Genomic DNA, 12,128 nt, shown 5'->3' with positions numbered 1-12,128 from the left:
TCGGGCGGCCGCTGACCGTCCCGGTCGGGCGGGCTCGTGCCATCCGGCCGCGCGCCGTCCCGGTGATCCGGCCCAGAACCGTTCCGGCCGGGCGGCCGCTGACGGTCCCGGTCGGGCGGGTTCGTGCCATCCGGCCCCGCGCCGTCCCGGTGATCCGGCCGCGGGCGGCCGTGTCCGGGTCTGATGTCGGGCGGGCGCCCCGGTCAGGTGAGCGGGCCATGGCCGCACCTCGTCAGACGCGGGACCCGGTCCTGCGACGAGCGCTGACGCCGGCCACCACCGCCACCGCGACGAGCCCACCGACCAGCAGCAGCGAGCCGGTGCCCCGGCCGGTCGCGGTGCCACCGCCGCCGGTCGCCGGGCCCTTGCTCGGCTGGGCCATGTTCAGCACGGTGAGGATGGTGGACGCGGTGTTGCCGTTGTTGCAGCGCAGGTCGACCGGGTAGTCCCCGGGCGCCTTGTTCCCCGGGATGGTGACGGCGCCAGTGAGGAAGCCGTTGTCCGGGCGGAGCATCACCCGGCCGAAGGCGTCCGAGTTCACCTCCGCCTGGCGGTTGTTGTCGTTGTCGCAGCTGGCCCGGATGTTCACCCGGCTGCCGGCCTGCGCGCTGTTCGGCGTGACCTCGACGAACGTGTTCTCCCCGGCCCGGGCCGGGGTGCCGGTACTCAGGACGAACGCCCCGATCAGCACCAGCACCCCCAGTACGGCGGACAGGGCGCGATGTGTCACAAGCCCCCGCATGATTCCCCCCTTCCGGTGCGGTGCACCGGAATCCTGCTGACGGGCAGTGCGGGCTGCATTCCCGCTGGCCCAGGGGCAAACCCCGGTCAGCGGCGGCGGGCCGGTGGGGTCGCGCCGCCCGGCGGCGGGAGCGGGGTCACCGGCTGCCAGTCCAGCGGAGTGGACAGCACCATGGTGCTCGACGGTTGGCCGTACGGGGCGAGGCGGTCGATGACCCCCTCGAACTCGTCGATCGACCCGGCCGCCACCTTGAGCATGCTGCACGCGTCCCCGGTGATCCGGTGGATCTCCAGGATCTCCGGCCAGCCGGCCACCTCGGGGTCGTGCAGGATGCAGCGCGGGCCGTAGCAGGACATCCGGATCAGCGCGACCACGCTGCGGCCGGCCCGGGCCAGGTCGACGTGCGTGTGGTAGCCGGTGATCACGCCCGACTCCTCCAGCCGGCGGACCCGCTCGGCCACCGCCGGCGGTGACAGGTGCACCCGCCGGGACAGCTCGCTGAACGAGAGCCGGGCGTCGGCCTGGAGCTCCCGCAGTAGCGCCCAGTCCATGTCGTCCATGCGTGACCTTTCCTTCGTGAACCCGAATCCGAATCCGGTTTCGATCCGGCAGGTCCGCCCACCGTACCGCCGTTGAACAGGCATTCCATCTGCCGATCCAGCTGCGGGATCATGACGCTACCCGGCGTACGGAGGGAGATGACAGTGGAGCAGACGGACCTGCGGTCACCGATGGTGACCGCGGCGGTACGTCCGGCCACCCCGCAGCAGCGGGCGGCCCGGGCGGCGCGCAACGGCGGCGAACCGACGCTGGAGTTCGCCGAGCGGGTGCCCTACGACGCGTACGTGCGGGCGAGCACGCTGCACCGGCTCCAGCAGCCGCTCAGCGACGACCCGGGCGAGATGTCCTTCCTGATGGTCAGCCAGATCATGGAGCTGTACTTCGGGCTGACCTGCCACGAGCTGCGCGAGGCCCAGCGACAGCTGCAGGCCGACCGGATCTGGGAGGCGCTGCCCTCGCTGCGCCGCGCCGCCCTGCACCTGGAGGGATTGAACGCCGCCTGGCAGGGCCTGCGCTGGATGACCCCGGCGGACTTCAACCGGTTCCGCAACCTGCTCGGCGAGGGGTCCGGCTTCCAGTCGGCGATGTACCGGCAGCTGGAGTTCCTGCTCGGCCTGCGCGACCCGACGCTGATCCGCCCGTTCCGCCGGCAGACCGAGGTGTACGCCGAGCTGACCGCCGCGCTCGCCGCGCCGAGCCTGTGGGACGACGTGGTGGCCCTGCTCTCCCGGCGCGGCTTCGACCTTCCCGCCGAGCTGCTGGACCGGGACGTGGCGGTCGAGCACGAGCCGGACCCGGCGGTCGAGGCGGCCTGGGTGCGGATCTACGCCGACGGTGGCCCGGACAACCACCTGAGGCTGCTCGGGGAGGCGTTGACCGAGGTGGCCGAGCGGTTCGGCGACTGGCGCTGGCACCACATCAAGGCGGTGCAGCGGACCATGGGTGCCAAGGTCGGCAGCGGCGGCTCCGCCGGGCTGGCCTGGTTGCAGCGCAGCATGGCCCGGGTGGTCTTCCCGGAGCTGTGGTCGGCCCGGACCGCGATGTGACCGGAGAAGAGCACATGAACTCCCTGGAAAGCGAAGCGCACCGCCTGGACGCCGCCGACCCCGGACGCCGGCACCTGTTCCACGTGCCGCCGGCCGAGGGTGGGCGCTACCCCGAGGTGGCGTACCTGGCCGGAAACTCGCTCGGCCTCCAGCCCCGGGCCACCCGGGACGAACTGCTGGCCGACCTGGCGGCGTGGAGCCGGCTGGGCGTGGAGGGGCACCTGGAGGCGGAGCGGCCCTGGCTGCCGTACCACGAGCTGTTGACGGCGCCGGCCGCGCGACTGGTCGGCGCCCGGCCCGCGGAGACCGTGGTGATGAACTCCCTCACGGTCAACCTGCACCTGCTGATGGTGAGCTTCTACCGGCCGACGGGCGCGCGGACCCGGATCGTCATCGAGGACAGCGCCTTCCCGTCGGACAGCTACGCGGTGCGCAGCCAGGCCCGCTTCCACGGCCTCGACCCGGACACCACGGTGGTCCGGCTGACCCCGCGCGCCGGCGAGGACACCCTCCGGACGGAGGACGTCACCGACTTCCTGGCCGCCGAGGGCGACACCGTGGCGCTGGTGCTGCTCGGCGGGGTCAACTACCTGACCGGCGAGCTGATGGACATCCCGGCGATCACCGCCGCCGGCCGGGCCGCCGGGGCGGTCGTGGGCTGGGACCTGGCGCACGCGGTGGGCAACGTGCCGCTGGCGCTGCACGACTGGGACGTCGACTTTGCCGCCTGGTGTTCCTACAAGTACCTCAACTCCGGGCCGGGCGCCCTCGCCGGCGTCTTCGTCCACGAGCGGCACCTCGGCGACCCCGACCTGCCGCGCTTCGAGGGCTGGTGGAGCACCGCGGCGGCCACCCGGTTCGAGATGACCCCGGTCTCCCGGCCGCCGGCCACCGTGGAGGCCTGGCAGATCTCCAACCCGCCGATCTTCGCGATGGGCCCGGTCCGCACCTCGCTGGAGCTCTTCGACGCCGTCGGCATGCCGGCCCTGCGCGAGCGCAGCCTGCGGCTCACCGGATATCTGGAGCGGCTGCTCGACGAGGTGACCGCCGACCGGCCGTTGACCGTGATCACGCCGCGCGACCCGGAGCGCCGGGGCTGCCAGCTCTCGGTGCGGATCGGGGTGGGCAGCGCCAACGAGCTGACCAAGCGGCTGCGCCACGAGCACGGCGTGATCGCCGACGCCCGGGAACCGAACGTCGTCCGGTTCGCCGCGGTGCCGCTCTATTCGACGTACCACGACTGCTGGCGGGTCGCCGACGCGCTGGCCGCGACGGTGGAGAAGCATTGATGAGTACGGAGCGCGACGAGATCGCCGTGGTCGGGGCCGGGCTGGCCGGCTGCCTGCTGGCCTGCTTCCTGGCCCGGCGCGGGTACCCGGTGGCCCTCTACGAGCGGCGGCCGGATCCGCGTACCGGCACGGTCGAGCGGGGTCGCTCGATCAACCTGGCGCTGTCCGAGCGCGGCCTCGACGCGCTGCGTCGGATCGGCCTGGCCGAGCAGGTGATGGCGGACGCGCTGCCGATGCGCGGCCGGATGATCCACCCGGTGGCGGGGGCGGCGCAGTTCCAGTCGTACAGCGTCTCTGGCGACCGGGCGATCAACTCGATCAGCCGGGGCGCGCTGAACAACGCGCTGCTCGACACGGCCGGCAAGCTGCCCGGGGTGCGGATCGCCTTCGATCACCGGCTGGTCGGCCTCGACCCGGCCACCGGCGAGATGACCTTCGAGACCCCGCAGGGCAAGGTCAGCGCCGCCGCCTCGGTCGTCCTGGGCGCCGACGGCGCCGGCTCCGCCGTGCGCGGGCAACTCCTCGGGTACGGGGTGCTGACCGAGAGCCTGGACTTCCTCGACTACGGCTACAAGGAGCTCACCGTCCCGCCGGTCGGCGGGGATTTCGCGCTCGACCCGGACGCGCTGCACATCTGGCCGCGGGGCACCTCGATGATGATCGCCCTGCCGAACCCGGACCGCTCCTTCACCTGCACGCTCTTCTGGCCGACCCACGGCACTGCCAGCTTCGCCTCGCTGGGCAGCCCGGCGGCCATCGAGCAGCACTTCGCGAAGCACTATCCGGATCTGGTGCCGCTGGCCCCGAACCTCGTCGACGACTACCAGCACAACCCGGTCGGCGTGCTCGGCACGGTCCGCTGCACCCCCTGGCAGGTGGACGGGAAGGTCGGCCTGCTCGGCGACGCCGCGCACGCGATCGTGCCGTTCTACGGCCAGGGCGCCAACTGCGCGTTCGAGGACGTGGTGGAGCTGGACCGCTGCCTCGACGAGTGCGGCGACGAGTGGTCGGCGGCGCTGCCGCTGTTCCAGCACCGGCGGCAGGCCAACGCCGAGGCGATCGCCCGGATGGCGCTGGCCAACTTCGTGGAGATGCGGGACAAGGTCGCCTCGCCGGTCTTCCAGACCCGCAAGCGCATCGAACACGCCCTGGAACGGGCCCTGCCCGGCCGGTACGTTTCGCAGTACGAGCTGGTCTCCTTCTCCACCACCCCGTACGCCCAGGTGCGCCGCCGGGTGCGCCGGCAGTACCAGGTGGTCGGGGCGGTGGCGGCCGGCGCGGTGGCGCTGCTGGCCGGCGGGCTGGCCGCGATCAGCCGAGGGAGGCGGGGATGACGCTCTGGGATCCCCGGCTGATGGCCGGGCACGCGCCGGACGGGCCGGGACTGCTGCGCAACTTCGTCGGCGGCGAGTTCGTCGACGCGGGCCGCCGGTTCACCAAGCGCAGCCCGGTCACCGGTGAGCCGGTCTTCGAGGTGGTCGAGGCGGCGGAGTCCACGGTGGACGACGCGGTGACCGCGGCGCGGGCGGCACTGCGCGGGCCGTGGGGCCGGATGGGGGAGCGGGAGCGCGCGGAGGTGCTGCGCCGGGTCGCCGACGAGTTGGAACGCCGCTTCGACGACCTCGTCGCGGCCGAGGTCGCCGACACCGGCAAGGCCATCTCGCAGGCCCGCACCCTCGACATCCCGCGCGGCGCGGCGAACTTCCGGACGTTCGCCGAGATCGTGGCGACCGCGCCGACCGAGTCGTTCACCACGGTCACCCCGACCGGCGGCCGGGCGCTGAACTACGCGGTCCGCAAGCCGGTCGGCGTGGTCGCGGTCATCGTGCCGTGGAACCTGCCGCTGCTGCTGCTCACCTGGAAGGTCGCCCCGGCGCTGGCCTGCGGCAACGCCGTGGTGGTCAAGCCCAGCGAGGAGACCCCCGCCTCGGCGACGCTGCTGGCCGAGGTGATGGCCGCCGCCGGGGTGCCCGAGGGCGTGTTCAACCTGGTGCACGGCTTCGGCCCGGACTCGGCCGGCGAGTTCCTCACCCGGCACCCCGGCGTGGACGCGATCACCTTCACGGGGGAGTCCGCCACCGGCAGCGCGATCATGCGAGCCGCCGCCGACGGGGTGAAGGCGGTGAGCTTCGAGCTGGGTGGCAAGAACGCCGGGCTGGTCTTCGCCGACGCCGACCTGGACGCGGCGGTCGCCGGCTCGGTCCGGTCCAGCTTCACCAACGGCGGTCAGGTCTGCCTCTGCACCGAGCGGATCTACGTGCAGCGCCCGGTCTTCGAGGAGTTCACCGCCCGGCTGGCCAAGCGGGCGGGCGAGCTGGCGTACGGCTGGCCGGCCGACGAGGCCACCGCGAACATGCCGCTGATCTCGCACGGCCACCGGGACAAGGTGCTCGGGCACTACGACCTGGCCCGCGCCGAAGGCGCGGAGGTGCTGGCCGGCGGTGGGACGCCGCGCTTCGGCGACGCCCGCGACGGTGGGGCGTACGTGCAGCCGACCGTGCTGACCGGGCTGGGCCCGGACGCCCGGACCAACCGCGAGGAGATCTTCGGCCCGGTGGTGCACGTCGCCCCCTTCGACACCGAGGACGAGGCGTACGCGCTGGCGAACGGCACCGAGTACGGCCTGGCCGCGACCGTCTGGACCCGGGACGTCGGCCGGGCGCACCGGGCCGGGTTGCGGCTGGACGCCGGCATCGTCTGGGTGAACACCTGGTTCCTGCGCGACCTGCGGACCCCGTTCGGCGGGGTGAAGGCCTCCGGCATCGGCCGGGAGGGCGGGGTGCACTCGCTCGACTTCTACTCCGAACTCACCAACGTCTGCGTGGACCTCACATGATCGATATCGAAGCCGCCGCCCGGGAGCTGACCGAGGCCGGGGAGAGCGGGAAGCCCTGCCCGCCGCTGCGCGGGCGGCTGCTGCCCGAGGGCGACGTCGAGTCGGCGTACCAGGTGCAGCAGCGCCAGGCCCAGGCCCGGTGGGACCGGGGCGAGCGCCGGGTGGGCGCGAAGATCGGGCTGACCTCCCGCGCGGTGCAGGAGAACTTCGGCGTCTACCAGCCGGACTTCGGCGTGTTGACCGATGTGATGGCGGTCGGCGACGGCCTCGAGGTGGCGATCGGCCGGCTGCTCCAGCCCCGGGTGGAGGCGGAGATCGCCTTCGTGCTCGGCGCGGACCTGGCCGAGGAGCGGATCACCACCGTTGATCTGATCCGGGCCGTCGACCACGTGCTGCCCGCCATTGAGATCGTCGACTCGCGGATCGCCGGCTGGGACATCTCCATCGTGGACACCGTCGCCGACAACGCCTCCAGCGGGCTGTTCGTGCTCGGCACCACGCCCCGCCGGCTCGCCGACGTCGACCTGCGGCTGTGCGGGATGGTCCTGGAACACGCCGGCGAGCCGGTCTCGGTCGGCGCCGGCGCGGCCTGCCTGGGCAATCCGCTGCACGCGCTGGAGTGGCTGGCCGGCACCCTCGCGCGCGCCGGCGACCCGCTGCGCGCCGGGGACGTCGTGCTCTCCGGGGCGCTCGGCCCGATGGTGCCGGTGACCCCTGGCGCGGCCTACGAGGCGCGGATCTCCGGGCTCGGCTCGGTGCGGGTCTCCTTCGAAGGGGAGGGCGACGAATGACGACCGGTGTGGCGGTGATCGGGTCCGGCAACATCGGTACCGATCTGATGATCAAGGTGCTCCGGCTGAGTGGCAGCCTGCGCATGGTGGCGATGGCCGGCATCGACCCGGACTCCGACGGCCTGGCCCGGGCCCGCCGGCTCGGCGTGGCGACCACCGCCGACGGCGTGGACGGTCTGGTCGCGTTGCCCGAGTTCGCCGACGTCGAGGTGGTCTTCGACGCCACCTCGGCCAGCGCGCACCGGCGGCATTTCGAGGTGCTGCGCGCGCACGGCCGGACCGTGGTCGACCTGACCCCCGCCGCCATCGGCCCTTATGTGGTGCCCCCGGTCAACCTCGACGAGCACCTGCACGAGGGATGCGTCAACATGGTGACCTGCGGCGGGCAGGCGACGGTGCCGATCGTCGCCGCGGTCGGCCGGGTCACCCCGGTCGCGTACGGGGAGATCGTCGCCTCGATCGCCTCGCGCTCGGCCGGCCCGGGCACCCGGGCCAACATCGACGAGTTCACCGAGACCACCGCCCGGGCCATCGAGGTGGTCGGCGGCGCGGAGCGCGGCAAGGCGATCATCGTGCTCAACCCGGCCGACCCGCCGCTGCTGATGCGGGACACCGTCTACTGCCTCTGTCCGGACGCCGACGCCGACCGCGCCGCCATCGCCGCCTCGGTGGCCGACATGGTGCAGACCGTGCAGCAGTACGTCCCCGGCTACCGGCTCAAGCAGGACGTGCAGTTCGACCGGGTCGACACGTACGTGCCGTCGCTGGGGCGGCACCTCACCGGGCTCCAGGTCTCGGTCTTCCTGGAGGTCTCCGGCGCCGGGCACTACCTGCCCGCGTACGCCGGAAACCTGGACATCATGACCTCGGCCGCGCTGCGTACCGCGGAGCGGCTGGTGGCCCTGCGGCGTTCGACCGCGACGGAGGTGGCGGCCCGATGACCGACCTCTACATCCAGGACGTGACGCTGCGCGACGGCATGCACGCCATCGCCCACCGCTACACCGTCGACCAGGTCCGCACCATCGCCGCCGCCCTGGACGCGGCCGGGGTGGCCGCGATCGAGGTCGCGCACGGCGACGGCCTCGCCGGCTCCAGCGTCAACTACGGGCACGGCGCGGCCCGCGACGCGGACTGGATCTCCGCCGCCGCCGAGGTGCTGACCAGCGCGCAGCTCACCACCCTGCTGCTGCCCGGCATCGGCACCATCGCCGACCTGAAGGCGGCGCAGGCGCTCGGCGTGACCAGCGTCCGGATCGCCACCCACTGCACCGAGGCGGACATCTCCGCCCAGCACATCTCCTGGGCCCGGGAGAACGGCATGGACGTCTCCGGGTTCCTGATGATGTCGCACATGAACGACCCGGCCGGGCTGGCCGCCCAGGCCAAGCTGATGGAGTCGTACGGCGCGCACTGCGTCTACGTCACCGACTCGGGCGGGCGGCTGCTGATGTCCGACGTGGCGCAGCGGGTCGACGCGTACCGGCAGGTCCTCGAACCGGAGACGCAGATCGGCATCCACGCGCACCACAACCTGTCGCTCGGGGTGGCCAACAGCGTGCTCGCCGTCGAGCACGGCCGGATCCTCGGCGGCGGAGCGGCCGGTCCGGACGCGCCGCACGGCCGGACGGTCCGGGTGGACGCGTCCCTGGCCGGGATGGGCGCCGGTGCCGGCAATGCGCCGCTGGAGGTCTTCGTGGCCGTCGCCGAGCTGCATGGCTGGAAGCACGGCTGCGACGTGTTCGCGCTGATGGACGCCGCCGACGAGATCGTCCGCCCGCTCCAGGACCGGCCGGTCCAGGTCGACCGGGAGACCCTCTCCCTGGGGTACGCGGGCGTCTACTCCAGCTTCCTCCGGCACGCCGAACGCGCCTCCACGAAGTACGGCGTGGACGTCCGCTCGATCCTGGTCGAGCTGGGCCGGCGCCGGATGGTCGGCGGTCAGGAAGACATGATCGTGGACGTGGCGCTGGACCTCGCCGGCCGCCGCGAGCAGGAGGAGACCGCATGATCGGGCCGGACATCGCGGGGATCGCCGAGAAGCTGGGCGGCGCCGCGGACAACGCCACCGCCATCGGCCAGCTGGCCGCCGAGACCGGCCTGGATGTCGACGCCGCGTACGCGGTGCAGACCGCGCTGGTCCAGCGCCGCCTCGAGCGGGGTGAGCGGCTGGTGGGCCTGAAGATGGGGCTGACCAGCAAGGCGAAGATGGCCCAGATGGGCGTGGACGAGGTGATCTGGGGCCGGCTCACCGACCTGATGCGGGTCCCCGACGGCGGCACGGTCGACCTCGGCGCCTTCATCCACCCCCGGGTCGAGCCGGAGGTGGCGTTCCTGCTGGACCGCCTCCCCGAGCCCGGCGAGCCGTTGGGGTCGTTCGCCGACGCGGTCCGCGCGGTCGCCCCGGCGATCGAGCTGATCGACTCCCGGTACGCGAACTTCGCCTTCTCCCTGCCGGACGTGATCGCCGACAACACCTCGGCCGCCGCGTTCGTGGTCGGGGCGTGGTCGCCGGTGCCGGACGGGCTGGACAACCTGGGCGTACTGCTGGAGATCGACGGCCGGGTGGCGCAGGTGGGCTCGACGGCGGCGATCCTCGGCGACCCACGCCGGGCGCTGGACGAGGGCATCCGGCTCGCCGGCCGGCACGGGGTACGGCTGCGCGAGGGCTGGGTCTTCCTGGCCGGCGCCGCCACGGCCGCGGTGCCGCTGCGGCCGGGCGCGCACGTCCGGGCCGTGGTGGAGAAGCTCGGCACCGCGTCGCTGCGGGCGGCGGCGTGAGCGGGAGGAGTGAGCTGCGAGCCCCGCAGTCGCGAACCGAGGACAACGTGACCGCCCACGTGGTGGCCGGAAAGGCCGTGCCGCGCGGGGCGTTCCCGCACGTCAAGGTCGCCGGTGGGTTCGTCTTCGTCTCCGGTACGTCGTCGCGGCTGCCGGACAACACCTTCGCCGGCGTGACGGTCGACGAGTTCGGCACGACGGACCTCGACATCCGGGTGCAGACCCGGGCGGTCATCGGGAACGTCCGGGACCTGCTGCGGTCGGTCGGTGCGGAGCTGTCCGACCTGGTCCAGGTCACCAGTTACCTGGTCAACATGAACGACTTCGGTGGGTACAACGAGGTGTGGGCCGAGTTCTTCGACGCCACCGGGCCGACCCGGACGACGGTGGCGGTGCACCAGCTGCCGCATCCGCACCTGCTGATCGAGATGCAAGCCGTCGCCCTGCTCCCAAAGGAGGTCAGCCGTGAGTGAGATCGCCGAGCCGTTCAGCTTTCCCGGGTGGATCGCGGAGAACCAGCACCTGCTGAAGCCGCCGGTGGGCAACAAGGAGATGTTCCCCGGCGGGGACGACTTCATCGTCATGGTGGTGGGCGGGCCCAACCAGCGCACCGACTTCCACGTCGACCCGTACGAGGAGTTCTTCTACCAGGTCAAGGGCAACATGCACATCAACCTGATGACGCCCGACGGGCCGCGTACGGTGCACGTGCGCGAGGGTCAGATGTGGATGCTGCCGCGCAACACCCCGCACTCGCCGCAGCGACCGGAGGCCGGCTCGATCGGCATGGTGGTCGAGCGGGTCCGCGAGGAGGGCACGCTGGAGAAGTTCCAGTGGTACTGCCCGGAGTGCGGGCACAAGGTGCATGAGGTGGAGCTCCAGGTCCGCGACATCGCCGCCGACCTGCCCCCGGTGTTCCAGGCGTTCTACGCCGACGAGAAGGCCCGCACCTGCGACAAGTGCGGCACCGTGCATCCGGGCAAGGGCTGATGCGCGGACCGGTCGTCGACGTGCACACGCACGTCGTACCGAAGGGGTGGCCGGACCTCGACGCCGCGTGCGGCGGGTCCGGCTGGCCCCGGCTGCGGGTGGACTCCGAGCGGGCCGCCATGATCATGGTCGGCGAGACGGAGTTCCGCCCGGTCGGCTCGGCCTGCTGGGACGCGTCGACCCGGCTGGCGGACATGGACGACGACGGGGTGGACGTCCAGGTGGTGTCGCCCACCCCGGTCTTCTTCTCCTACGACCGCCCGGCCGACCAGGCGGTCAAGGTGGCCCGGATTTTCAACGACCTCACCCTGGAGGTCACCGCCGGCGGGGGCGAGCGGATGGTGCCGTTCTGCCAGGTGCCGTTGCAGGACCCGGACGCCGCCTGCGCCGAACTGGACCGCTGCCTGGCGGCGGGCCACGTCGGCGTGGAGATCGGCAACCACGTCGGCGACCGCGACCTGGACGACCCCGGCATCGTGCAGTTCCTGACCCACTGCGCCGAGGTCGGCGCGCCCGTCTTCGTGCACCCCTGGGACATGCCCGGCGGCCCCCGGCTGGACCGGTGGATGGCCCGCTGGCTGACCGGGATGCCGGCCGAGACGCACCTGTCGGTGCTGGCGCTCATCCTCGGCGGGGTCTTCGACCGGGTGCCGGAGACGCTGCGGATCTGCTTCGCGCACGGCGGCGGCAGCTTCCCGTTCTGGCTGGGTCGGGCGGACAACGCCTGGCACCGCCGCGGCGACCTGGTACGCGGCGCCTCCACCGCGCCGCCCAGCTCCTACGTCGACCGGTTCAGCGTCGACTCGGTGGTCTTCGAGCCGGCCGCCCTGCGGCTGCTGGTCGACACCATGGGGGAGGACCGGGTGCTGGTCGGCAGCGACTACCCGTACCCGTTGGGGGAGCGGCCGGTCGGGCAGGTGGTCCGCAAGGCCGACTTCCTCACCGCCGACCAGCGCGACAAGCTCCTGTCCCGCAACGCCCTGCGCTTCCTCGGGACGTTCGGTATATAAAGCCGGCCATTCCGGTCACCGCCGCTGTCTCCACTCGCGCCCGGGACCTCCAGTTGGCGCTCACCGCTCGGGGCCATCACCG

The 12,128-nt window shown here is 72.7% G+C and carries 13 protein-coding genes; 11 read left to right on the top strand and 2 right to left on the bottom strand.

Going from position 1 to position 12,128, the window contains the following annotated elements:
* Positions 1–232: 232 nt before the first annotated feature.
* Positions 233–742 carry a hypothetical protein gene (locus I8N68_RS25585; RefSeq protein WP_200215041.1) on the bottom strand — a complete coding sequence of 170 codons (510 nt, stop codon included), beginning with the start codon at positions 740–742 and terminating at the stop codon, positions 233–235.
* Positions 743–828: 86 nt separating this feature from the next.
* Complete coding sequence (locus I8N68_RS25580; protein ID WP_200215040.1) at positions 829–1,302, bottom strand: Lrp/AsnC family transcriptional regulator; 474 nt, start codon at positions 1,300–1,302, stop codon at positions 829–831.
* Between the two features lie 138 nt (positions 1,303–1,440).
* Between I8N68_RS25580 and I8N68_RS25575 the strand changes: the two genes are divergently transcribed.
* Genes I8N68_RS25575 through I8N68_RS25525 form a run of 11 tightly spaced genes read left to right on the top strand, consistent with a single transcriptional unit; the run spans position 1,441 to position 12,046 of the window.
* The gene (locus tag I8N68_RS25575; RefSeq protein ID WP_372433847.1) at positions 1,441–2,349 is read left to right on the top strand and encodes a tryptophan 2,3-dioxygenase; all 909 of its coding nucleotides are present in this window, start codon (positions 1,441–1,443) and stop codon (positions 2,347–2,349) included.
* 14 nt (positions 2,350–2,363) lie between these two features.
* Complete coding sequence (kynU, locus tag I8N68_RS25570) at positions 2,364–3,638, top strand: kynureninase (RefSeq protein ID WP_200215038.1); 1,275 nt, start codon at positions 2,364–2,366, stop codon at positions 3,636–3,638.
* On the top strand, positions 3,638–4,972 hold the full coding sequence (locus tag I8N68_RS25565) for an FAD-dependent oxidoreductase (protein WP_200215037.1): 1,335 nt from the start codon (positions 3,638–3,640) through the stop codon (positions 4,970–4,972). Before kynU ends, I8N68_RS25565 begins: the two co-directional genes overlap by 1 nt.
* Positions 4,973–4,992: 20 nt before the next feature.
* A complete protein-coding gene (locus I8N68_RS25560) occupies positions 4,993–6,474 on the top strand; it encodes a 2-hydroxymuconic semialdehyde dehydrogenase (RefSeq protein WP_200215067.1) in 1,482 nt (493 codons plus the stop codon).
* Positions 6,471–7,265, top strand: a complete 795-nt coding sequence (locus I8N68_RS25555; protein ID WP_200215036.1) for a 2-keto-4-pentenoate hydratase — start codon at positions 6,471–6,473, stop codon at positions 7,263–7,265. Before I8N68_RS25560 ends, I8N68_RS25555 begins: the two co-directional genes overlap by 4 nt.
* On the top strand, positions 7,262–8,206 hold the full coding sequence (locus I8N68_RS25550; RefSeq protein ID WP_200215035.1) for an acetaldehyde dehydrogenase (acetylating): 945 nt from the start codon (positions 7,262–7,264) through the stop codon (positions 8,204–8,206). The genes I8N68_RS25555 and I8N68_RS25550 overlap by 4 nt, the downstream gene beginning before the upstream one ends.
* Positions 8,203–9,276: a 4-hydroxy-2-oxovalerate aldolase gene (gene dmpG, locus I8N68_RS25545; protein ID WP_200215034.1), complete on the top strand. Its 1,074-nt coding sequence runs from the start codon at positions 8,203–8,205 to the stop codon at positions 9,274–9,276. The genes I8N68_RS25550 and dmpG overlap by 4 nt, the downstream gene beginning before the upstream one ends.
* Positions 9,273–10,046, top strand: coding sequence for a 2-keto-4-pentenoate hydratase (locus tag I8N68_RS25540; RefSeq protein WP_200215033.1), 774 nt, complete (start codon positions 9,273–9,275; stop codon positions 10,044–10,046). The genes dmpG and I8N68_RS25540 overlap by 4 nt, the downstream gene beginning before the upstream one ends.
* Positions 10,047–10,093: 47 nt before the next feature.
* Positions 10,094–10,519 (top strand): RidA family protein, encoded by a 426-nt coding sequence (locus I8N68_RS25535; protein WP_200215032.1) that lies wholly within the window; start codon positions 10,094–10,096, stop codon positions 10,517–10,519.
* On the top strand, positions 10,512–11,036 hold the full coding sequence (locus I8N68_RS25530; RefSeq protein WP_200215031.1) for a 3-hydroxyanthranilate 3,4-dioxygenase: 525 nt from the start codon (positions 10,512–10,514) through the stop codon (positions 11,034–11,036). The genes I8N68_RS25535 and I8N68_RS25530 overlap by 8 nt, the downstream gene beginning before the upstream one ends.
* The gene (locus tag I8N68_RS25525) at positions 11,036–12,046 is read left to right on the top strand and encodes an amidohydrolase family protein (protein WP_200215030.1); all 1,011 of its coding nucleotides are present in this window, start codon (positions 11,036–11,038) and stop codon (positions 12,044–12,046) included. The genes I8N68_RS25530 and I8N68_RS25525 overlap by 1 nt, the downstream gene beginning before the upstream one ends.
* Positions 12,047–12,128: the final 82 nt, after the last annotated feature.

This window comes from Micromonospora coerulea (genome assembly GCF_016598485.1).
In the GTDB taxonomy this organism is placed as follows: Bacteria; Actinomycetota; Actinomycetes; order Mycobacteriales; family Micromonosporaceae; genus Micromonospora; species Micromonospora coerulea.
The sequence above is the reverse complement of the archived record's forward strand: the minus strand, read 5'-3'. Positions and strand labels throughout refer to the sequence as shown.

Coding starts and splice junctions, on each gene's coding strand:
- I8N68_RS25525 (WP_200215030.1), top strand. CDS start 11,036: ATGCGCGGACCGGTCGTCGACGTGCACACGCACGTCGTACCGAAGGGG.
- I8N68_RS25585 (WP_200215041.1), bottom strand. CDS start 742: ATGCGGGGGCTTGTGACACATCGCGCCCTGTCCGCCGTACTGGGGGTG.
- dmpG (WP_200215034.1), top strand. CDS start 8,203: ATGACCGACCTCTACATCCAGGACGTGACGCTGCGCGACGGCATGCAC.
- I8N68_RS25580 (WP_200215040.1), bottom strand. CDS start 1,302: ATGGACGACATGGACTGGGCGCTACTGCGGGAGCTCCAGGCCGACGCC.
- I8N68_RS25540 (WP_200215033.1), top strand. CDS start 9,273: ATGATCGGGCCGGACATCGCGGGGATCGCCGAGAAGCTGGGCGGCGCC.
- kynU (WP_200215038.1), top strand. CDS start 2,364: ATGAACTCCCTGGAAAGCGAAGCGCACCGCCTGGACGCCGCCGACCCC.
- I8N68_RS25575 (WP_372433847.1), top strand. CDS start 1,441: ATGACAGTGGAGCAGACGGACCTGCGGTCACCGATGGTGACCGCGGCG.
- I8N68_RS25565 (WP_200215037.1), top strand. CDS start 3,638: ATGAGTACGGAGCGCGACGAGATCGCCGTGGTCGGGGCCGGGCTGGCC.
- I8N68_RS25550 (WP_200215035.1), top strand. CDS start 7,262: ATGACGACCGGTGTGGCGGTGATCGGGTCCGGCAACATCGGTACCGAT.
- I8N68_RS25560 (WP_200215067.1), top strand. CDS start 4,993: ATGGCCGGGCACGCGCCGGACGGGCCGGGACTGCTGCGCAACTTCGTC.
- I8N68_RS25555 (WP_200215036.1), top strand. CDS start 6,471: ATGATCGATATCGAAGCCGCCGCCCGGGAGCTGACCGAGGCCGGGGAG.